The organism is Mucilaginibacter sp. RCC_168, assembly GCF_041355315.1.
GTDB lineage: Bacteria > Bacteroidota > Bacteroidia > Sphingobacteriales > Sphingobacteriaceae > Mucilaginibacter.
This window is the reverse complement of the sequence record NZ_JBFUPN010000017.1, coordinates 45,996-68,943: the sequence shown is the minus strand read 5'-3', so window position 1 is coordinate 68,943 and position 22,948 is coordinate 45,996. Positions and strand designations below refer to the sequence as shown.

At 46.3% G+C, this 22,948-nt stretch carries 12 protein-coding genes; 8 read left to right on the top strand and 4 right to left on the bottom strand.

Features of this window, described 5'->3' with window-relative positions; all coding sequences use genetic code 11:
- From AB6735_RS17040 to AB6735_RS17005, 8 genes are all read left to right on the top strand, one after another.
- Entirely contained in the window at positions 1-1,923 is a 1,923-nt protein-coding gene (locus tag AB6735_RS17040) for a hypothetical protein (RefSeq protein WP_370997021.1), read from the top strand.
- Positions 1,920-2,633 carry an L-rhamnose mutarotase gene (locus AB6735_RS17035; protein ID WP_090463473.1) on the top strand — a complete coding sequence of 238 codons (714 nt, stop codon included), beginning with the start codon at positions 1,920-1,922 and terminating at the stop codon, positions 2,631-2,633. The genes AB6735_RS17040 and AB6735_RS17035 overlap by 4 nt, the downstream gene beginning before the upstream one ends.
- Position 2,634: 1 nt before the next feature.
- Positions 2,635-3,714: a Gfo/Idh/MocA family protein gene (locus tag AB6735_RS17030; RefSeq protein WP_090463477.1), complete on the top strand. Its 1,080-nt coding sequence runs from the start codon at positions 2,635-2,637 to the stop codon at positions 3,712-3,714.
- Between the two features lie 8 nt (positions 3,715-3,722).
- Positions 3,723-5,312 (top strand): sodium/solute symporter, encoded by a 1,590-nt coding sequence (locus AB6735_RS17025; protein ID WP_370997020.1) that lies wholly within the window; start codon positions 3,723-3,725, stop codon positions 5,310-5,312.
- 3 nt (positions 5,313-5,315) lie between these two features.
- Positions 5,316-7,514: an alpha-L-rhamnosidase C-terminal domain-containing protein gene (locus AB6735_RS17020; protein WP_090463480.1), complete on the top strand. Its 2,199-nt coding sequence runs from the start codon at positions 5,316-5,318 to the stop codon at positions 7,512-7,514.
- Positions 7,511-10,819 (top strand): glycoside hydrolase family 2 TIM barrel-domain containing protein, encoded by a 3,309-nt coding sequence (locus tag AB6735_RS17015; RefSeq protein ID WP_218128194.1) that lies wholly within the window; start codon positions 7,511-7,513, stop codon positions 10,817-10,819. The genes AB6735_RS17020 and AB6735_RS17015 overlap by 4 nt, the downstream gene beginning before the upstream one ends.
- Positions 10,816-14,172: a glycosyl hydrolase gene (locus AB6735_RS17010; protein WP_090463484.1), complete on the top strand. Its 3,357-nt coding sequence runs from the start codon at positions 10,816-10,818 to the stop codon at positions 14,170-14,172. The genes AB6735_RS17015 and AB6735_RS17010 overlap by 4 nt, the downstream gene beginning before the upstream one ends.
- 91 nt (positions 14,173-14,263) lie before the next feature.
- Positions 14,264-16,306: a glycoside hydrolase family 127 protein gene (locus tag AB6735_RS17005; RefSeq protein ID WP_090463487.1), complete on the top strand. Its 2,043-nt coding sequence runs from the start codon at positions 14,264-14,266 to the stop codon at positions 16,304-16,306.
- Between the two features lie 165 nt (positions 16,307-16,471).
- Here the strand turns inward: AB6735_RS17005 and AB6735_RS17000 are convergent, their stop codons facing one another.
- The 4 genes from AB6735_RS17000 to AB6735_RS16985 are packed head-to-tail and all read right to left on the bottom strand — an operon-like array spanning position 16,472 to position 22,948.
- The gene (locus AB6735_RS17000; RefSeq protein ID WP_090463490.1) at positions 16,472-18,787 is read right to left on the bottom strand and encodes a DUF5703 domain-containing protein; all 2,316 of its coding nucleotides are present in this window, start codon (positions 18,785-18,787) and stop codon (positions 16,472-16,474) included.
- A gap of 1 nt (position 18,788) precedes the next feature.
- The gene (locus AB6735_RS16995; RefSeq protein ID WP_090463493.1) at positions 18,789-20,210 is read right to left on the bottom strand and encodes a sialate O-acetylesterase; all 1,422 of its coding nucleotides are present in this window, start codon (positions 20,208-20,210) and stop codon (positions 18,789-18,791) included.
- A 9-nt stretch (positions 20,211-20,219) separates the two neighbouring features.
- Complete coding sequence (locus tag AB6735_RS16990) at positions 20,220-21,785, bottom strand: sodium:solute symporter (RefSeq protein ID WP_090463496.1); 1,566 nt, start codon at positions 21,783-21,785, stop codon at positions 20,220-20,222.
- Complete coding sequence (locus AB6735_RS16985; protein WP_090463499.1) at positions 21,782-22,948, bottom strand: four-carbon acid sugar kinase family protein; 1,167 nt, start codon at positions 22,946-22,948, stop codon at positions 21,782-21,784. The genes AB6735_RS16990 and AB6735_RS16985 overlap by 4 nt, the downstream gene beginning before the upstream one ends.

The following is a 22,948-nucleotide window of genomic DNA, read 5'->3' as shown; positions in this document are numbered from 1 at the left end:
ATGAAGCGCTGCCGCATAGTTGTTTTGATGCTCCTGTCAAATTTTATTTTGACCGGTAGCGTTTTTGCGGCCGAGATTTGGGTATCGCCAAAAGGCTCCGATAAAAATAGCGGAACCCAGCAGCAACCGCTGGCAACCGTAGCTATGGCACTCCGAAAAGCCCGTGAACTGAGGCGATTAAATGATGAACCGATAAAAGGCGGCATCTATATTAAAGTATTAGCGGGAGTTTACCAGTTAGCTGAACCTTTATTTGTCCGCCCGGAAGATTCAGGTACAGCCGATAGCCCGACCATTATTGAAGGTGAAGGTATAGGCAAAACCGTTTTAAGCGGCGGCGTTACTGTAACGGGATGGCGTAAAGTAAATACAGTGATTCCCGGTTTGCCCGCCGAAGCTAAAGGCAAAGTTTGGGAAGCAGATGCGCCAATGATTGGCGATGAACCTTTACAATTCAGACAGCTTTGGGTAAATAACGTAAAGGCGATCCGCGCTCGTGATACCGATGCCCCGGTAATGAACCGCATTCTTTCCTGGGATCACAAAACCGAAACCTGTATTATTCCATCAGCGGCTTCGCTGGATGCCTCACATATCAGTGGCATGGAAATGTTTATTCACCAATGGTGGGCAATTGCCATTTTGCGGGTTAAGGCTGTTAAAGTAATGGGGGATAGTGCCCGCTTATCGTTTTACCAGCCAGAAAGCCGCATCCAGTCGGAGCACCCATGGCCCGCACCATGGATCTCCAAAAAAACGGGCAATTCGGCATTTTATCTTAGCAATGCTATCGGTTTTTTGAACCACCCGGGTGAGTGGTATCATGATCGCGTGGCCAATAAGATCTATTATATCCCACGCAAAGGCGAGGATCTGCAAACAGCTATTGTGGCTGTGCCGGAACTGGAAACATTAGTAAAAATGGAAGGCACTCTTGACCGCCCGGTAAATTATTTCGGCTTTAAAAATATCAGTTTTGAGCACAGCAGCTGGCTTCGGCCATCAAAAGAGGGTTTAGTACCTCACCAGGCCGGGATGTATATGCTGGATGCTTACAAGTTAAAAGTCCCCGGCACGCCGGATAAAAAAGGGCTGGAAAACCAGGCATGGGTAGGTCGACCGAAAGCTGCTGTCGAGGTGGCTTATGCATCGCACATCGCTTTTGATGGTTGCGGTTTTGAACATATGGCCTCAACTGGGCTGGATTTTAAACGCGGTATGCATAATGATGTGGTTAAGGGATGTCTGTTTAAAGATATCGGCGGTACGGCAGTCCTCGACGGTATATATTCCGATGAGGCACAGGAAGTTCACCTGCCTTATAATCCAACTGATAAACGGGAGATCTGCACCAATGATACCATCGCCAATAACCTGATAATTGATGCCACTAATGAAGATTGGGGATGCGTTGGCATTGGTGCGGGTTATGTAAAAGGCATCAGCATAACGCATAACGAGGTCTGTGATGTAAACTACACCGGCATCAGCATGGGTTGGGGCTGGACAAAGACTATCAATGCCATGAGCGATAACCGCATCATGGCCAACAAAATTCATCATTATGCCCGTAATATGTATGATGTGGCCGGCATCTATACGCTCTCGGCCCAGCCCGGTTCGGTGATCAGCAATAACTATGTCGACAGCATTTACAAAGCCCCTTACGCGCATGACCCGCAGCATTGGTTTTACCTGTATACCGACGAGGGCTCGTCATACATCACGCTAAAAAACAACTGGTGCCCGGCCGATAAATTCCTCAAGAATGCAAACGGCCCCGGCAATGTTTGGGAAAATAATGGTCCGCAGGTTGATGTGGTCATCAAAAATGCCGCCGGGTTGGAAGTGCCTTATCGCTACCTGTTCCAATACAGATCAATAAATCGGGACAACCGGCCAATCAATCATAAAACAGAATGAAAATATTAAAAGCATATATAGTTTGGCTAACGGCGGTTTTACTGTTGCTGGCATCTGATGTAAAAGCAGCTTCAAACCCTTATGCCATTATCGAAGTGACGGGTTCGCAAGGCAAGCAACTCAATTATGCGGCCTTATTGAATATCGCCCGTAAGCAGGGGTTACCGGCTTCGGCTGTTTACCGTTGGGATAATCATCTCATTGTTTATGGCAAGCATTTAAATACGGCATCCATCCAAAACAGCGCTCGGGCGGTATACCCATCATGCCAGGTTACGGTTTACAGCAGCCCGTTTTATGATTTTAACCGCGAACAGCGTTGCGGCGGGAGTGGCCTTGCTAAGCAATGGGATAATATTATACTCACTGCGAACCTGGTTAATGATGAACGCCTGCAGCAGGAATATATCGATTACCACATTACCCAGTTTAAAAATTGGCCCGAGGTGGCTAAGGGCTTTTGTAATGCCGGTTTTCAGCAATTACTGGTATTCAGGAACGGGCGTCGGCTGATGCTGGTGATCAGTATCCCGAAAGGCAAAAAGCTTGACGACCTCAATCCTAAAACCATCGAAAATAACCCGCGGGTAAACGATTGGAACAGGTTGATGAAAAAATACCAGGAAGGTGTGCCCGGCACGCGAAAGGGCGAGATATGGGTATTTTTTAAACAGGTAACAGACAACAGCGACACTAAACGATCATTATAAAATGAAAATAGGAATATTAGGATTAGGCGAAGGGCGCAGCACCATGTCGGCAGTATTGAAAAGCGATAAGCTTGAACTGAAAATGGTGTGCGACAAGAATATTGAATTGTGCAAACAACGCGCCGAAGAATTTAACTTTCATAACTACACTACCAGTTACCAGGACCTGCTCAATGATGCTGAAATAGATATCATTGCCATTTATACGCCCGATCATCTGCATGCGGAACATGTTAAACAGGCTTTATTGCATGGCAAACATGTGGTGTGCACTAAACCTTTTATTGATGATCTGAGCAAAGCCGCCGAACTGCTTGAACTGGTTGCACAAAGCGGCAAAAATGTATTTGTAGGTCAAAGCTCCCGCTTTTTTGAGCCAATGAAAAAACAACGCAAAGATTATGAAGCCGGTTTAATAGGGGATTTGATCACGGTAGAGGCTTATTACCATGCAGATCACCGGTGGTTTTTGGAGAAGCCATGGTCGTTACAGCAGGCTTTTAAGTGGTTGTACGGGGGCTTAAGCCACCCGGTAGATTTTATCCGCTGGTACCTGCCCGATATTGAAGAGGTGATGGGTTACGGCATGCTGAGCTCTAACGGAGCAAAAGGAGGCCTCAAGAACCCGGATACGATGCACTTTATTTTCAAAGCGAAGGACGGTAGGATAGCACGTGTAAGCGGTTGTTATACCGGTCCGGTGCAGCCCGTTACCCGCGACAGTGAGATGAGCTGCATTTTACGCGGCACCGAAGGCTGTAGCCAGGGTGATTATATGGACCTGCGCTATGCCATCACCGATAATACCGGCGAAGAGCGCATCCTAACCTGGGAACATAAATTGAAACATTATTTCAGGTTTGAGGGCAAAAGCCACCACGCCGGCGAGTATCAAAATTACCTCGAATATTTTGCGGATAGTATCACCCAAGGCTATACAGCTTATCCCGATATTAAAGAAGGCATCGGTACTATCGCTTTGCTGCAAGCTATGGACCGCTCCTTACAAAGCGGTAAACCCGTAAAGGTTGATGATATCCTCACCGAATTTAATTTAACCGTAAATGAGTTAAGCGCATGATATTGGGCATGAGCAATATCGTATCGCGCCTCACGCTGTTAGATTACTCCGTTGTGGCTGTGTACCTAATTGTTTTAATGGTAATCGGTTATCGCGCCAGTTTCGGCAATAAAAACAAAACGGATGAAACGCTTTTCCTGGCCAATAAATCGCTGGGATGGGCGAGTATTGGTTTTAATATGTGGGGCACCAACGTGGGGCCGTCCATGCTGCTGGCTTTTGCAAGCATCGGTTACAGTACAGGCATCGTAGCCGTAAATTTTGATTGGTATGCTTTTGTGTTCCTGATGCTGCTGGCGCTGGTATTCGCGCCGAAATATATCGCTGCCAAAGTATCAACCATGCCCGAGTTTATGGGCAACCGTTATGGCGATTCTACCCGTAACATCCTGGCCTGGTACGCTTTGATCAAAATGCTCATCTCGTGGCTATCCTTAGGTCTGTTTGCCGGTGGATTTCTGGTGAGGCAGATCCTCGGGATCCCCATGTGGCAATCCGTTATTGTACTGGTTTCATTTGCCGGTTTGTTTGCCTTTACCGGCGGTTTAAAAGCTATCGCCAAAGTAAATGTATTCCAGATGCTGTTGCTCATTGGCGTATCATTAATTTTAACTGTGCTGGGAGTAAACAAAGCAGGCGGGTTATCAGCAGTATTTCATCAAACGCCCAATAATTACTGGAACTTGATTCACCCGGCAAGTGATGTTAAATATCCCTGGTATGCTATTTTGCTGGGTTACCCGGTATCGGCAGTAGCTTTTTTCTGTACAGATCAGGCCATGGTACAATCGGTATTGGGTGCTAAAAACCTGGAACAGGGACAGCTCGGCGTTAACTTTATTGGCTGGCTCAAAATATTATCCCTGCCGTTGTTCATCCTCACCGGTATCCTGTGCTTTATCCTCTACCCACATCTGAGCGATCCGGCACTGGCCTATATGACTATGGTCACCAATCTCTTCCCGCCGGGTATGAACGGGCTGGTTATTGTGGTATTGATCGCTGTTTTGGTGGGTACCATCGGTTCATCGCTTAACTCATTGAGCACGGTATTCACCATGGATATTTATGCTGAAAAGATCAATCCTAACGCTACTAACAAAGACCTCATCAGGGTTGGGCGCTATACCGTAATTGCCGGCTGCCTGTTTGCTATAGGCATGGCGCTGGCAATTGACAGCATTAAAGGCCTCAACCTGTTCGATGTATTTCAATCGGTATTGGGCTTTATTGCGCCGCCGCTGGCCGTGGTTTTCCTGCTTACGGTTTATTGGAAACGTACTACCCGTAAAGCTGTAAATGTCATCCTGTCAGCGGGTTCGGCTTTTAGTCTTGGCACCGGTGTGGTTTATTTATGGGTGTTGCCATCCGCAAAGTACAGTTTTTGGCCGCATTACCTGATGCTGTCGTTCTTCATCTTTGTCTTCCTGGCAATATCGGCGGTCCTGATCTCGCTGCTCGATAAAGAACCAACAGTTTACAGGGCCACCTTATCCGAAATACACAATACCGCGAAGCCTACCAGGCGCGTAAAAGTGGCCTGGGCACTATTAACAATAGTGATGATTGCTTTATACCTCATTTTCAACGGACATTAAACTATGTACAAAACATCTATCCATATAAAATTTAACAAACTATATGTATTGGTCATACTGCTGAGCCTGATGTTTTTTGCCGATACAGCTAAAGCGCAAAAGGCAACCTGGATCTGGTATCCCGGCGATTATGAAGTATGGCTGAGTAACCGGATGCAGAACCGCCGCACCGAGCGCGGGGCCTTCTTTCCGCCGTTCTGGAAGCTGGACAGTCATTATGTACTGGTTGATTTTCATAAGGATTTTACGCTTGCAAATGCTGAAACTGTTGAGTTTGCCGTTGAAGGGCAATACAATGTAAAGCTTGATGGAAAGGCTTTTTCAGGTTATCCAAAAAACATTCATATGCCGGCTGGCAGGCACAGGCTTAGTCTCAAAGTTTATAACCAGGCTGCTGCACCCGCCATATTTGTTAAGGGGCAGCAGCTAATGTCAGATACCTCCTGGCTGGTAACCTATGAAGATAAGGAGTGGATTGATGAATCGGGCAAAACCTCTGATGTATCGGCCACCAAATACGTGAACGCCGGCAACTGGAACTTTGATTCGGCAGATAAATTACCTTCAGCATTCCGTTTGCCTACGGAGGAGCACAAACCGGAAAAGACTGAGCGAAAAGAGCATTCCATTTTGGTAGATTTTGGTAAGGAAACTTTCGGTTATGCGAAACTCATCGGCTTGAAAGGAAAAGGGAACGTTAAACTCTGCTACGGCGAGTCCAAAGAAGAAGCTTTAGCTACAGCAACCTGCGAATTGCTGGATAGCATTCACATAGATCAGCCTCAAAAAGCTGATTATACTATGGAGGGCTCGCGCGCTTTCCGTTACATCAATGTGTTGTTTGATGACAACGTAAGTGGCGATGGCGTTTCCATGTTTTATGAGTATTCGCCGGTTGAGCAGCGGGGGAGTTTTAAATGTTCGGATGAGCAGATCAATAAGATCTGGGATGTTTCGGCTTATACCCTGCACCTGAATACAAGGGAGTTTTTTATCGATGGGATCAAGAGGGACAGGTGGATCTGGTCGGGCGATGCTTATCAAAGCTACCTCATGAATTATTACCTGTACTTTGACTCACCAACGGTAACGCGCACGCTGTATGCCCTACGCGGTAAAGACCCGGTAACCAGTCATATCAATACCATTATGGATTATACCTTTTACTGGTTCATGGGTATTTATGATTATTACCAGTATACCGGCGATAAAAGTTTTATCAAACAAATGTACCCGCGCATGCAAAGCCTGATGAGCTACTGCCTGCAGCGCCGCGACAAAAACGGACTGATGGAAGGCCTGCCCGGCGACTGGGTATTTATTGACTGGGCCGATAAACTGAGCAAAAAGGGAGAAGTAAGCTTTGAACAATTGCTGCTTTGCCGCAGTCTCGAAACCATGGCCTTATGTGCCAATATCATGGACGATAAAACAGGCAACGATCAATATCAAAAACTCTCAACCGGATTGAAATCAAAGATCTTTGACCTGTATTGGAACAAAGAAAAACATGCTTTTGTGCACAGCATAATTGATGGTAAACAAAGCGATAATGTAACCCGGTACACTAATATGTTCTCCATATTTTTCAATTACCTGACGGACACTCAGCAGCAGGAGGTAAAAAAATATGTATTACTGAACGATAAGATCCAGAAGATCACCACCCCCTACATGCGCTTTTACGAGCTCGAGGCCCTTTGCGCCATGGGCGAACAAAGCTATGTGCTGAAAGAAATGAAGGATTACTGGGGAGGGATGCTGAACCTCGGCGCAACTTCTTTTTGGGAAGAGTATAACCCCACTAAAACCGGTGCCGAGCATTACGCCATGTACGGGCGTCCGTTTGGCAAAAGCCTGTGCCATGCCTGGGGAGCAAGCCCGATATACCTGTTAGGAAAATATTATCTCGGTGTAAAACCAACGGCGCCGGGCTATCAGCAATATGTTATCGAGCCTAACTTGGGTGGTTTACAATGGATGGAAGGCAGTGTGCCTACCGCCAATGGCGATATTAAAGTATCATGCAGCATCAAACAAATCAAGGTAAACAGCGGCACAGGAACCGGTCTGCTTCGGTTTGCGAGTACATCGAAACCGGTTTGTGAGGAGGGGGAATTAACTGCAAAAGGAAACGGCATCTATGAACTTACCATCCAAAAGCAAAAACAGTATACTGTAAGCTATAGCGCGAAGAAATGATGAAGAAGCGATTATTTATCCTGTTTCTAACGGCATTTTCGTCAACCGGGCTTTACGCGCAGCTGGTTGATAAAACACCCGCGCCTATCCCAAATGTGCCTGCGGTTTATGATGCCGAACCATGGGAAAACCCCTTGGTTGATGGTATCAACCGGGATGCTGCACGGGCTACCGGGTATTCATACAGCAACATTAAAGATGCGCTGGCGGGCGATAGGGAAAAATCAGGCAGGATGCTATCCTTAAACGGCTACTGGGATTTTAGTTATGCAGCTAAACCTGCCGATGCCCCAAAAGATTTTTATAAAAGTAGGGTAAGCGGCTGGAAAAAGATCGTCGTACCCTCAAGTATTGAGATGCAGGGTTACGATAAACCTATTTATAAAAGCGCGGTTTATCCTTTCCGCCCGGTTAACCCGCCGCATATACCGCAAGATTATAATGGCGTTGGCAGCTATCAGCGTACGTTCACCCTGCCTGCCGGTTGGAAGGATATGAACATCACCCTGCATTTTGGCGGGGTAAGTTCAGGCTTTAAGGTTTGGTTGAATAGCAAGTTTTTGGGTTATGGGGAGGATAGTTTTTTACCTTCGGAGTTTAACATTACCCCATACCTGCAAGCAGGCGAAAACGTGGTATCTGTGCAGGTGATCCGCTGGAGTGATGGTTATTTCCTGGAAGACCAGGATCAATGGCGCATGAGCGGCATCCACCGGGAGGTGATGTTGCTGGCCGAGCCCAAATTGCGGATTGCAGATTTTCAATGGCAGGCCAAACTGGATAAACAATATAAAGACGCCGTTTTCAGTATTCGACCACGGATCGAAAACCTGACCGGTAAAGCTGTACCCGGCTATAAAATTGAGGCCCGGCTTTTTGATAGGAACAATAAAGAAGTACTTCAACAACCCCTGGAGCGGAGTGTGGAAAGCATCATCAACGAGATCTATCCGCGGCTGGATAATGTAAAGTTCGGTCTGCTGGAAACCACCATGAAAAACCCGGAAAAATGGAGCGATGAAAAGCCGAACCTGTACACACTTACCTTATCTTTAGTTGACAGTGCCGGTCAAACATTGGAGGTTAAAAGCTGCAAGGTTGGGATCAGGAGTATTGAGTTTAGCAAAGAGGATAGCAAGCTGCTCATCAACGGTAAAGTGACTTACCTGTACGGCGTAAACCGGCCGGATCATGACCCGGTAAAAGGCAAAGCGCTATCCCGTGAGGACATTTTGAATGATGTGCGTACCATCAAACGCTTCAATTTTAATTGCATCCGCACCAGTCATTACCCCATGGATCCGTACCTGTACGATCTGTGCGATGAGTACGGTATACTGGTCATAGACGAAGCCAATCTCGAAACACATGGCCTTGGCTCAAAACTAAGTAACGACCCGATGTGGACCGGCGCTTACCTCGATAGGGCAACCCGGATGGTGATGCGCGATAAAAATCATCCAAGCGTGATCATCTGGAGTTTAGGGAATGAGGCCGGTCGCGGGCCAAACCATGCGGCTATGGCCGGTTGGATCCATGATTTTGATATTACCCGGCCGGTTCATTATGAGCCTGCACAGGGCACACCGCAGGCCGAAGGCTATATCGATCCAACCGATCCGCGCTATCCCAAAACTAATGATCATTCGCATCGGCTGCAAAACCCCATTGATCAGCCTTATGTGGATATCGTGAGCCGGATGTATCCCGGAATTTACACCGCCCCCTTGCTGGCCAATCAACAAAATGGCGATAACCGCCCGATATTTTTTGTGGAGTACTCGCACGCGATGGGTAACTCCAACGGAAATTTAAAAGAGTTTTGGGACCAATGGCGATCAACTAAGCGGATAATTGGCGGGGCTATCTGGGAGTTTAAAGACCAGGGATTGCTAAAACATGATTCAACGGGTAAGGCTTACTACGCCTACGGCGGTGACTATGGCGAACGTTATTTTGATAATTTCACCATCAAAGGCATTGTAGCATCCGACGGCAGGCCGAAGCCCGCGATATATGAGTGCAAGCATGTTTTTCAGCCCGCAGTTTGCGAACTGCTTGACGCTGATAAAGGAACCATCCGCATCAAAAATTGGCATAGTGTGGCTTCACTGGCCGATTATGATGTGGACCTGCAGGTTAGGGAAGATGGTAACGTTATTCTTAATAAACCAATCCCCCGCATTAACCTTGCGGCCGGGCATGATACCATCATCAGCATAAAACGATACCTGCCCAATTTAAAGCATAATCATGAATACCTGGTCGATATCCATTTTACCCTTGCTGAAAATAAGCCATGGGCAGCTAAAGGTTATGAAATAGCAAGCGATCAGTTTCAGCTGACTAAGCCCGAATTTTCAGCGGTTCATCCTGATGCTAAAAAATATTCGGCAGTGAAAATCTCAGAAGATGACAAAGTGTACCACGTCAGTGGTAAAGATTTTGAGATAGGCATCAGTAAAGTTAACGGGGCTTTAAATTCCTATATCAGCAAAGGGCAGCAACAGGTATTTGCGCCGCTGTTGCCTCATTTTACCCGCCCGGTTACCGATAATGACCACCGGGGATGGAAAATGGAGAAAAAACTAAAGGCGTGGTTTAATGCTGTGCCTGTATTGAAAAAGATTTCAGTCTCTAAACCCGGCGACGGTTCGGTGATCATAACCAGCATTTATTCTATGCTGAATGATAGCGCTTCGGTAAAGATAAACTACACCATTCGCGGTGATGGGTTGTTAAAAGTTTCTTATTTTCTTGATGTTAAAACGGGTTTACCAAACCTGCCCAAAGTTGGTATGCAGATGGGGATAGCACAGGCTGACAGTAATATTAGCTATTACGCTCGGGGACCTTATGAAAACTATATTGACAGGCGTACGGGTTCGGAAGCGGGGACCTATTCACAACCAATCAGTCAATTCATGGAGCCTTATGTGGTACCGCAGGAAAACGGTAACCGCACCGATGTACGCTGGATGCTGCTGCACCATAAAACCGGCGGCTTGGTGGTAACTGCCGATAGCCTGCTCAGCATGAGCGCCTGGCTTTATACCGAAGAAAACATCCAAAAGGCAAAACACACCAATAAACTCCAGGATGCAGGTTTTATAACCCTTAATATCGATCTGGTACAAATGGGCGTAGGTGGTAATGATAGCTGGTCGGAAGTAGCCGAGCCCTTGGAGCAGTACCACATCCCGGCAAAAAACTATGGTTACAGCTTTTATCTGAAGACTTATCAGGGCAAACCCGATGCTGCCGGAAAAGCGGCGTATCAAATGAAATTTAACAAAACGCAATGAGGAAGCACGTTTTTATAACCGGTATTTGCCTGTGCTTCCTGGTTGTTCAGGGGATGGCCCAGCAGCACAAACCGTTACCCCAAAAAGATGCTTTGAAACAAGCTTTTCTACACCCGCCCGAATCGGCAAAGCCTTGGGTGTTCTGGTACTGGATGCAAGGCGCTGTAAGTAGGGAAGGTATCACTGCCGACCTGCTGGCCATGAAGCAAGCCGGTATTGCCGGGGCTTATTTAATGCCTATCAAAGGGCCGGCTAATCCGCCATATCTTACGCCGTCAATTAAGCAGTTAAGCCCCGAATGGTGGGCTATGGTGAAATTTACCATGCAGGAAGCCGACAGAATAGGTGTAAAATTAGCCATGCACGATAGCGATGGTTTCGCGCTGGCAGGCGGCCCCTGGATAACTCCTGAACTTTCCATGCAAAAAGTAGTATGGTCAAAAACTGAGGTTGAGGGCGGCAAAGCTTATCATGATACTTTGCCTGTACCTTTGCACTATAAAAATTATTATAAGGATATCGAAATATTGGCTTATCCATCGCTTCCCGGCGAGGGTCAGAGTAGTTATGATGAGCATTCAAAGGTAACTACCAATCTGCCGAATACCGATGTACAATATCTTGCTGAAAAAAGGAATACCAAAAGCTTTACCAGTAATGAGTCTTGCTGGCTACAGTTGGAATTTGAAAAGCCATTTACCTGCCGTTCTCTCATTATCCATACGGCTGGGAACAATTACCAGTCGGAGCGGCTACTGCTTGAAGTAAGTGATGATGGTAAAAATTTTCGCTCATTAGGCCGACTTGAGCCACCGCGCCATGGCTGGCAGGATGGGGATGCCGAAATTACCAATGCTATTGAACCAACAACTGCAAAATATTTCAGGTTTACTTATGATAAAAATGGATCAGAACCAGGGGCGGAAGATCTTGATTTTGCCAAATGGAAGCCTACATTAAAGCTTTCGGGGATTGAGTTGTTAAGCGAGCCGCGCATCCATCAATATGAAAGTAAAAACGGTGAGGTGTGGCGCTTAAGCAAGTGTACTACAGAAATCCAGTTACCGGCTAATCTTTGTGTCGATAAAAGCAAGGTTATTAACCTTACTAATAAATTAAGCGCGGATGGTAAACTCAACTGGATTGCACCTGCGGGCAACTGGACTATCATTCGTATTGGTCATACTTCCACCGGGCATACCAACGCTACAGGCGGTGGCGGCATCGGTCTGGAATGTGATAAGTTTAACCCTGAAGCTGCCAAAACGCAGTTTGAGAACTGGTTTGGTGAGGCTATCAAACAGGGGGGGGCTGAACTGGCCAAACGGGTTTTGAAGATTTTTCATGTAGATAGCTGGGAATGTGGCAGTCAAAACTGGTCGCCGATTTTTGCCGGTGAATTTAAAAAACGGCGAGGGTATGATCTGTTGCCATATCTTCCATTAATGGCCGGTGTGCCGATGGAGAGCGCCAAAAAATCCGAAAAGGTATTGGCCGATGTGCGGCAAACTATAGCCGAGTTACTGGTAGATAATTTCTATGGCACAATGGCTAAGCTGGCACACGAAAAAGGCTGCACATTTACTGCTGAAAGCGTTGCCCCAACCATGATGAGCGACGGCATGCTGCATTATCAAAAGGCCGATATCCCGATGGGAGAGTTTTGGTTCAGAAGCCATACGCATGATAAACCCAATGACATGCTTGATGCGATATCCGGCGGCCACATCTACGGAAAAAATATTATCCAGGCCGAGGCTTTTACGGAATTAAGGCTTTTGTGGGATGAACATCCCGGTATGCTCAAAACTGCTGCCGATCGTAATTTTGCCCTTGGCATTAACCGTTATGTTTTCCATGTGAATGTACATAACCCCTGGCTCGATCGTAAGCCCGGGATGACGCTTGACGGGATCGGACTGTTTTTTCAGCGCGATCAAACCTGGTGGCAGCCAGGAAAAGCCTGGTTTGATTATATCGGCCGTTGCCAGGCCATGTTACAGCAAGGCCACCCGGTTACCGATATCGCTGTTTTTACTGGCGAGGAAACCCCACGCCGTGCTATTTTGCCCGACAGGTTGGTGAGTACCCTGCCGGGGATCTTCGGTGCTGAACGGGTCAAACAGGAAGCTGAACGTTTGGCTAATAAAGATGTGCCTGTCATCAATTCGGTTGAAGATGCGAACCACTCAGCCAATATGGCTTTACCTGAGAATTGGATCGACCCCCTGCGCGGTTATGCTTATGATTCTTTCAACAAAGACGCATTGCTGCGTTTAGTTACCGTAAGAAATGGCCGGATCATTTTGCCTGGGGGGGCCAGTTATGCCATACTGGTTGTTCCGGGGATAAGTCAAATGTCACCGCAACCATGGCAGTTATCGGCAGAGGTTATTAAAAAACTTCAACAATTGGTGAACGAGGGGGCTACGGTTTTGTTGGGCGACGAACGGATGAAAGCTACTTTAAGTGGCGTCAAGCAGACATCGGAAACTAAACTGCTGATCGGCCCTTACCAGAAAGATACTTTTGATGAAATCGGCATTTCTCGCGATCTGATCGTTATGGATTCGGTAAATCAATCCGCAAAAGATCTGGCATGGACACATCGCAGGGCTGATAATCTTGATATCTATTTCATCTCCAATCAGCAGGCTTTAAACCGCACTGTCAATTTATCGCTGAGGGTATCATGCCGTGTTCCTGAATTATGGGATCCTTTAACCGGGGATATGAAACGTTTGCATAGTACCAGTGAATCGGCTCGTACAAACCTGAGTCTTAACCTTGTTGCAAATGGTTCCGCTTTTATTGTTTTCAGAAACAGCCACCCGGATACAAAACTTGAGTTGGATAAAGCGGTACATTTTAAAACGGTACAAACTTTTACAAGCTGGCAGATACAGTTTGATCCTAAATCCGGAGGACCTGAAAAGCCGATTACGTTTGATAAACCGGATGACTGGTCGCTTAGTAATAATGACAGCATAAAGTACTACTCCGGAACGGCTGTTTACAACCGCACTTTTCAGTTTACCGGGAAACCGGACAGCAAACTATACCTTGATCTGGGCAATGTTGCCAACCTTGCTGAAGTATACGTAAACGGGATCAACTGCGGCACTGCATGGACATTCCCTTATCGTGTAAACATCAGCAAGGCGGTTAAATTTGGAGAAAATAAGCTAATAATTAAAGTAACCAATACCTGGGCCAACCGCCTCATGGGCGATCATGTGCTGCCGGAAAATAAACGAATTACATGGACAAATGCACCTTACAGGTTGGAAAGCCGCCCGCTTTTGCCGGCTGGATTACTCAGCCCGGTTAGGTTGCTCACTTATATCCCTTAATAGTATGAAAACATCATATAAGTATCTCGCCGTCCCCTCTGGGTCTCTCGCAGAGGACCCTGAGGTTCCCTCCTCCTCTCGAAAAGCTAAAATGAAAACATTGTATAAATATCTTATCATCACATTATTGGTAATTGCCGGCGGCAGGATTTCGGCACAAAACAAAGCATTGGTTAACACCAGCAAAAGCAATTACGCCAAGTTAAGTAGCCTTGATATGGGCTCGGTACAGTGGACGGGTGGTTTCTGGGCCGACAGGTTTAAAGTTTGCCGTGATACCATGATCCCCAACCTGTGGCGGGTTTATACCGACCCAAAGATCAGCCACGCTTACCGTAATTTTGAAATAGCCGCCGGATTGGACACAGGCTCACACGAGGGGCCGCCCTTTCATGATGGGGATTTTTATAAGCTGTTTGAAGCAGTAGCGAGCATGTACGCAGCCACGCATGATCCGGCACTTGACCGCTTGATGGATAAAACCATAGCCGTTATTGCTAAAGCGCAACGGGCCGACGGCTATATCCACACGCCAACCATTATTGAGGAGCGCAAGAACAGCATTAAAGAAAAGGCCCTTAGTGACCGCCTCAACTTTGAAACGTATAATCTTGGTCACCTGATGACCGCCGCCTGCGTGCATTATCGCGTTACGGGTAAACCAACTTTGCTGAAAGTAGCTATCAGGGCAACCGACTATCTTTACAAATTTTATAAAACCGCTTCGCCAGAGTTGGCCCGGAATGCCATTTGCCCTTCGCATTATATGGGCGTAGTAGAGATGTACCGCACCACCCGCGATCCTAAATATCTGGAGCTGGCCAAAAATCTTATCGATATCCGCGGCCTGATGAAAGATGGTACTGATGATAACCAGGACAGGGTGCCTTTCCGCCAGCAAACTCAGGCCATGGGGCATGCAGTGAGGGCCAATTACCTTTTTGCCGGTGCTGCCGATGTGTTTGCCGAAACGGGCGACACCTCCCTGATGCATACTTTAAATTTAATGTGGAACGACGTGGTGAACCGTAAAATGTATATCACTGGTGGCTGCGGATCGCTGTATGACGGTGTTTCGCCGGATGGGACTTCCTATAATCCGAACGAGGTACAAAAAATTCATCAGGCTTATGGGCGCGATTACCAGTTGCCCAGCTTTACCGCTCATAATGAAACCTGCGCCAATATTGGCAATGTTTTATGGAACTGGCGCATGCTGCAAATAACAGGCGATGCAAAATATGCCGATGTGATTGAACTGGCACTATATAACAGTGTGCTTTCGGGCATCAGCTTAAGCGGTCGCGATTTTTTATATACTAATCCCCTGGCCTATTCAGATAGTTTGCCGTTTAAACAGCGCTGGTCGAAGGATAGGGTTAGGTATATCAAACTCTCCAATTGCTGTCCTCCAAACGTGGTGCGTACCATTGCCGAGGTGAGCGATTATGCTTACAGTGTATCGGATAAAGGTTTGTGGTTTAATTTGTATGGCAGCAATACCATAACGGCTAAACTGAAAGATGGAACGCCAATAAAAATGACCCAAACTACCAACTATCCATGGGATGGAAAGGTCCGCATCCGGTTTGATGATGTGCCGGGAAATAAAGCTTTCTCGGTGTTTTTGAGGATCCCGGGCTGGTGTAAAGGTGCAAGTATCAAAATGGCCGATCAGCCGGTGCCACAGTTAGGTGCCACTCCGGGAGCTTATACCCAGTTGAACGCCGTTTGGCGAAAAGGAATGACAATTGATCTTGACCTGCCTATGCCGGTAACGCTGATGGAAGCTAATCCGCTGGTTGAAGAAACCCGCAACCAGGTAGCGGTTAAACGTGGCCCGGTGGTGTATTGCCTTGAATCGGCCGATCTGGCGGAGGGACAAAAGATCTTCAATATAGCGCTGTCAATTGGCAATGTACTCAAACCGGAAATGATCAGGATAGATAACAGCGAGATTATGAGCCTTGTTGGAAAAGCCGACGTTCGGGATGAAAACAATTGGAGTAACAGGCTTTATAAAGAAGTATCCGCACCAAAACAAAACGCTACTGATATCAGGCTGATACCATATTATGCATGGGGAAACCGTGGGCATGTGGATATGGAAACCTGGTTGCCGCTGGATTTTTAAGAGGGAAGGTTAAAGGCGAAAGGTTTTTAAGGTGTTCCGCGTTTTCACGCTCAAAAAATGGAATGGCCCTCTTTTTACAAAAAAGAATACCGGGACTTTTTCGATTGTTTTTTTCCGGAATCAAAAAATTGGGACACCCGATTTGTTACAATTGAGAAGAGGGTTTTATCGGCTTAGCATCACTGTAATATCTTTCCTTCTCTCTTCCGGAAAAACTTTCATATCAACTATTTTTCCATCCTTTAGCTTCGCTTCAACAGTGGTGTTGTAAGGCGCGTGAAGTAAAAAATGCACATCCCAATCCTTTGGCCAGGCAGGAAAAAGCAGGATCTTTTTATCATCCACCTGCATCAGCATTTCCTGCAGACCGATCATGCCCGAGCCACCCCAATTATGGTCGGGTGCCCAGTCGAAACCCGGTCCCCAGAATGCGGGGAAACGCCTGCCTGAATTTTTGAGTTTAAAGGTGGTCAGTTTGGCAGCTTCACTGGTAAGTCCTAAGCGGGCAGCAAAAATGTTATCTTGTTTCCAGCCTATGCCGCTCCTGAATTTGGCTACGAGGGTATCCAGTTTCCATGTGTTCAAAGCGGTATCTAAGCCCGGTTTGCCTAAGCCGAAGATTCCCCATGGAAATACCGGGTAAAACTGGGTGTTCTCTTCGTTACTAACCCGTTCCCATGATTTGGCAGGAGTGAGGGTTTTGCGACCATCAATTTCTGCAAATGTTAATGGGGGGATGCGTTTCAGTAAGCTGGTCAATTTCAAGCGCTCGTCGCCCGTTAAATAGGTATCTGGCAGGGCCAGCATTCGTTTGGTGATGGTTTGCAGGGCTGCTATGGTAGAGTTGGAATTATAAGCCATCTTAAAAGTTTCGGCGGATGAACCGGGGTATAAAACCAAATGGCCATTCCCATTAAGTGCTTTAGCGCTTCGTTTGTGGGAAAGGTATTGGTAATGCTCGTCAAAGAAAGTAAGGCAACTTTCAATGAAAGGAATGTATTGGTGGATATCATCGCCTTTGTACCGCTCAGTTTCCAGCATCATGAGGCAAAACTCAAAAACGGTATCCCAGGTATATTCAAGCCAGGCGTTGTATTCTATGCCCTTATCAAAATCGGCGGGGCGTTTCCAGGTATATTCGGCACTATTCGGCAAACCGAAATTCTCTACTTGTTCGGTAAAGCAGGCCCCGTTATGCCCCCAATAAACCTGACTGCGCAACTCGGCGTTTTTTAGGGAATGGAGATAGAAATCAAATTCCGGTTTCATCATGTCAATATCGCCGCTTTTCAACATCGGAAAATATACCAGCCGTTGATTTTGGGCAGTCATTAAACCGCCGCCCCAATTACGGAAATCGGGTGTAAAGGCATATTGCGGATTTACAAAAACGGGATCGTAAGTAAAAAGGCCACCGTTAAATTTAGTGGGGGCTTGTCCATAAGCATTACAGCCCAGCATGTACCTGAATAACTGGTAATTTTTACCGTTTTGCCATGCTGAAGTATCATTGGCAGGCTTATCGTTATTGATATAGATAAAGCTCCGGCCCCAGTACTGCTTCCACCAGTCGGCTGTTTTTTGCCATACTGTTTTGTGGTTGGATTCTGCTTCGTTAACTACTTTCTGTAATCCCTGTTGCCATTCATTTATGGATGTGGTTTGTTGAGTGCTTAGGCAGATCTCAAGATCCTGTTTGGCAGCGGGTTTGATGCTCTCCAGCCTCCAGCCTTCAAAGTCAGTATTAAGATATTGCCCATTTACAGTACCAGCAGGTTTCAGATTTTTGCCTTGCATCAGCCCTCCGAAGGTGAGGTTCTTAAGCGGATTGTACATCTGATCTTTAACCGCATCCATACCCTGCTGTTTTACAGTAACGTCAAATATGGTAGAATCGAGGTTGTGATGGTAGAACTGGATGGCGTCGCCTTTAAATGCAATATTATCCTTCAGCGTTTTTATATCGTTGCGAGGGGCAAATTTCCAGGAGCCTTCATTTTTTTCGAGGCCTTTAACCTCCCTGTCGCGGTAGCGCCAGCTTTCAAAAGTGGCTTCGGTTTTAATGGCTTTATTGCTGCTGATATTAACATGAATCACCGGGCGGTAAACATCAACCCAAAGTTTTATTTCGGCTTTTAAATCGCCGTTTTTTCCGTGGATGAGAATAGAGCCATTTTGAAGTTTTAGCTCCTGTTTAAAATCACTTCCACCGAAAGGATTTGGCGATAGTTTGATCCTTATGCGGCCGGGTTTGAGCATGGCGTTGTTTTCATCAAAGGTGCCGCTGCGGGCTATATAAAAGAGCAGTTCGCCTTTTTCAACCCATACATTCAACCCGATATCGCCGCCGCCGCAGGGCATGGACTGGCCCGAGTTTTGGCTCTGGCTTGTCCAAACTTCGTTGTATTGTTCAATGCCTTTATTTTGGGCTAACGCGATATTGCAGTACAGAAAGCAAAGCAGCAACAAGAGTTTTTTCATATTACCAATCGTCGGTTCTGAATGAGGAAACGGGGAGCCCGTTAGTGCCGAACAGATCGCCCACCACAAAATCCCTGAAGGCGTAACGCACAGCCACAGGCTCTTTTACCAAAGCTGAAGATACAATAATTACACTGCCCGATATCATGGCTTGCGCCGGGTAAAATATTTTGTCCTTACCCGCTATTTCAAAGTTTTGGATTGGTTTATTGAAGGAGGTCAATCCGTTCTCAGCATGTTCAAACCTGATGGTAGCCCGGTTGCCATCCACCGTCATTTCTTTATACAGCGGGCTCGCATAATCGAACCCTTTAATACCATAAGTTTGCGCTAAGGCGAGATAGGCCAACCGTGTACCTACGGGTTCTTTCCTTGGCGGGTGAATAGTCACCTGCTCACCAATATCAAGCAATACGGCCATACCACTGTTAGGTATAACTTTTAACGATTTACGCTGAGCGTCGCGCAGGTAAGCTGAATTGTATTTGCCGCCAGCATTGTATGGTGGTAGCTGGGTATAATCATAAGGTGCTATCTGCGTATAATAAAACGGAAAATCGCCTTGTTGCCATAACTCGCGCCAGCGTTTCACCATTGCCGGGAAAAGCTTTTCATATTGGCCGGGCCGGTCATAATTTGATTCGCCCTGGTACCAGATACAGCCTTTGATACCGTAGTCAATCACCGGGTTCAGCATGCCATTGAACAGAGTAGTAGGTGTGCGTGATACGGCTTTAATAGAATCTGTTTTAGCCGGGACCTTGATCTCCGGGAAGTCTTTCAGTCCCTCAGGATCCATCCATGCTTCTGCACTCGAACCACCGTAACAATCGCTAATGAGGCCGATAGGCACATGCAGCATTTCGTTCAGCAACCTGCCAAAATAATAACCGGTTGCACTAAAGTTGGCAACAAATTCGGGTGAAGCAACATGCCATTCGGAAGGTTTGCTATTTTCCTGTACTTCAGTTACTGATGAACGGGGAACAGTATAAATATGGATGTTGTTATTAGCAGATTTTAGTATCGCATCAAGGGACCCGTTTATCGGCTGGCTTTTATAACCCTTCATAGGGATCTCCATGTTTGATTGCCCGGTGCAAAGCCAAACTTCGCCAATCATTACGTTGTTTAGTTTGATGGTATTACCATCGCTGATGGTTACGGTATAAGGGCCGCCGTAAACCGGGGTGCTTACTTTGGCTAGCCATTTGCCGTTTGCATTTACTTTGACTTTATAGCTTTTCTTATTCCATGAGGCGTTGATGATAACGGTTGAGGCGGCTTTGTCCCAACCCCAGATCGGGGCTTCGCTTTGCTGTTGCAGCACCATGTTATCAGTAAAAATGGATGCCAGTTTTACCTGTGCCTGCGAGGATATAAACAGGAATAAACCCAGGCTTGATGCCAGTAATTTTTTCATTGCAGTAAATTATTTTGTAAGCTTTCCCGCGCGCTTAGTCTCAAGCCATCCGCTGAAAAGCAGGTTTTTATTCAAGTCGGGTTTAGGGAAAAACAGGCTGGCCAGGGATCCGATTATAATCACCACCAAATGGCTGTACACGCCCAACATGTACTTATGCTGATTAAAATTGTATTTACCCAGATCAAGCAGGATATGTTTATCGGCATCCAAGCCTATTTTGGTAGAGGTTAAAAAGGCATAAGCCGTAAACAGGATACAGGCTATGATCCCGATATTTAATCCCTGCCGGTTAGCCCGGTTGTTGAATAAGCCCAGTAAAAAAATGCCCGCTATGCCGCCCGAAAATATAGCGTACAGGGTAAACACAATACCTAAAGCGCCCTCATCACCGGCAAGCAGGTATAGGGTAGCTATGCCCATTGCCCCTAAACCTGCCAGTATTACTATCCATCTTCCGGCTTTCAAATATTCTTTATCTGATTTATTGGGTTTGAATTTTTTATAATAATCCTCCACACCGATAGCCGACAGGCAATTAAGATCGGCTCCCAGGCTGGAGATAGCCGCTGAGATCAATGCGGCCAATATTAATCCCACAACACCTGTAGGTAGTTTGCTCATGATAAAATAAGGGAAAACAGCATCAGCCTTAATACCTGCCGGTAAAGGGTTTTGCTGGTAGAAGGCAAACAAAGCCGTACCGATAAACATAAATAGTGCCCAAAGCGGTACGGTAAGCGTTATACCTAATATGGATGCCCTGATGGCCGCTTTATCTGTTTTGGCAGTAAGATAACGCTGAACCATGGTTTGATCGGTGCCGTATTTTTGAATGGCGTAAAATACACCGTTGATAGCCATTACGATGAAGGTGAGCTTTTTGAAATCCCAGGAATAAGGACCGAAGTTGTTTTTATGGTTCACGCTGGCAATGTGCCATAGTTCGGGGAAGCCACCTTTGATAGAGCAAATGAGGATAATGAATGATGCTATCCCGCCGGCTATCAGCAAAAAGCCCTGTACCACATCAGCCCAGATCACCGCCTCAATACCCCCTATGAGCGTAATTACAATGATCACAACACCAATTATCCAGATGATCACAAATGTATTGGTGTTGGTCATGTTAGCGAGCGCCAGCGCCAGCAGGAAAAATACCGTACCCATTTTTGAAAAATGGGTTAATACGAAACTTACAGAACTATAAAACCGGGCAAATAAGCCAAAGCGTTTTTCAAAGTATTCATAAGTACTTACGCCTATCACCTCGCGATAAAGGGGCACTATAAACCAAACCATCAGGAGCAAAACTATGGGTACCATTAAGCCCTGCACCAGCAAGATCCAGTTGGATGTAAAACCTTCGCCGGGATAGGCCAGAAAGGTTACACTGCTGATAAGCGTAGCCATTAATGACATACCTATTGCCCATGCAGGGATTGAACCGCGCGATACGAAATATTTTTTAGTGGAGTTTTGTCCTTTTGAAAATCTGAGACCGATGGTTAATGAAATGGCCAGTGCCAGGGCTATGATGATATAGTCTGCCAGGTGCAGGGTTTCATGTTTCATATGCAGGTATAGTTATTGGTTCCCCAAACGGGAGCCGGCCAGGGGTAGCTGCCTGGTTTTAAAGTTAAACATAATTGGTTATTGCCGGCTACGCGCATATGAATAACTCCGGGAGCTATTAGTTTTGAGGGATATAATTTTTCGATGTCTAAACGTTCAAGTATAGCCCAGGCAGTTGCGCCACCCTCAATCAGTAATTCATGAAGCGAGGTGTGCTCGATAACCTGTCTTACAATAGCTGCCATTTTGTGGCTCAGCAATACCGGGTCGACTTTAATGTTCTTAATAAAATCGGGGTTTATAGCAATGATGGCATTATTACCAGCGATGATACTGGAAGCTACGTGGCTGGCAAAAAGGGCATGCACATTATCGCCGCTGGTTTCGGCACAGATGGTTGCCGCAGGTACGTAATGTACCGGGATATTATTATGCTTGCCATTGTTTAAGTTTAGCTTGCCCTGGTAAAAGGTACTGCCAAATACAAACAATCGCCTGCCGGTGGTTTCAGGATCAGGCGTTTCAATCTTTTGAGCTGAACGCAAGTGTTGAAGTAGGTAGGTAAACAAGTTTGCCGAACCTGCCAGCAGGGTGTCGCTATCTGTTTTATTTATCCAATATCCAAGGTCTTGCTCATCATTAGCTGCACCCATAAGGATTCCCATTGGGGGCAGTTTTTCTTCTTTTTTTACAAGGCGAATCTTTTCATCAGCCCTCAATAATTCAATGATATTTGAGCTTAAGGCAGGGAAAGTTGGATCGTTGGCAAAATCACTGAGATGGATAGGCACACCGTTGTAATAAAATGTATCGCCAATGAGTTTTTTTGAGTGATAAGGATTGCCAGGCACAATGAGTGCCCTTTTTAATCCTGATGCTATCAGCTGGCTTTGTAGTTCCTCAACAATGTGCCCCCGTAAAACTGAGTCTATTTTTTTGAAAATAAACCGGGGCTTTAGTTGTAGCAGTTGAACCGTAAGGTCATGCATGATCGCCTTAGCCTTATCTAAAGGAAGTGATCGGGTGTCAGTAGCTATAATCAACAGATCGGCATCGCAGCGTTCATCAACAATGGTACTAACCTCAGTTCTTAACCCGTGGTTGAGGCCAATTCCGGCAAGCTCTGCCGCACCTGTTAAATCATCTGCAATTACAGCGATCAT

Bases quoted from the DNA above. Each gene is read 5' to 3' on its own strand.
- AB6735_RS17015 (WP_218128194.1), top strand. From the start codon at position 7,511: ATGATGAAGAAGCGATTATTTATCCTGTTTCTAACGGCATTTTCGTCA.
- AB6735_RS17005 (WP_090463487.1), top strand. From the start codon at position 14,264: ATGAAAACATTGTATAAATATCTTATCATCACATTATTGGTAATTGCC.
- AB6735_RS17040 (WP_370997021.1), top strand. From the start codon at position 1: ATGAAGCGCTGCCGCATAGTTGTTTTGATGCTCCTGTCAAATTTTATT.
- AB6735_RS16985 (WP_090463499.1), bottom strand. From the start codon at position 22,948: ATGATCGCTGTAATTGCAGATGATTTAACAGGTGCGGCAGAGCTTGCC.
- AB6735_RS17010 (WP_090463484.1), top strand. From the start codon at position 10,816: ATGAGGAAGCACGTTTTTATAACCGGTATTTGCCTGTGCTTCCTGGTT.
- AB6735_RS17035 (WP_090463473.1), top strand. From the start codon at position 1,920: ATGAAAATATTAAAAGCATATATAGTTTGGCTAACGGCGGTTTTACTG.
- AB6735_RS17030 (WP_090463477.1), top strand. From the start codon at position 2,635: ATGAAAATAGGAATATTAGGATTAGGCGAAGGGCGCAGCACCATGTCG.
- AB6735_RS17020 (WP_090463480.1), top strand. From the start codon at position 5,316: ATGTACAAAACATCTATCCATATAAAATTTAACAAACTATATGTATTG.
- AB6735_RS16995 (WP_090463493.1), bottom strand. From the start codon at position 20,210: ATGAAAAAATTACTGGCATCAAGCCTGGGTTTATTCCTGTTTATATCC.
- AB6735_RS17025 (WP_370997020.1), top strand. From the start codon at position 3,723: ATGAGCAATATCGTATCGCGCCTCACGCTGTTAGATTACTCCGTTGTG.
- AB6735_RS16990 (WP_090463496.1), bottom strand. From the start codon at position 21,785: ATGAAACATGAAACCCTGCACCTGGCAGACTATATCATCATAGCCCTG.
- AB6735_RS17000 (WP_090463490.1), bottom strand. From the start codon at position 18,787: ATGAAAAAACTCTTGTTGCTGCTTTGCTTTCTGTACTGCAATATCGCG.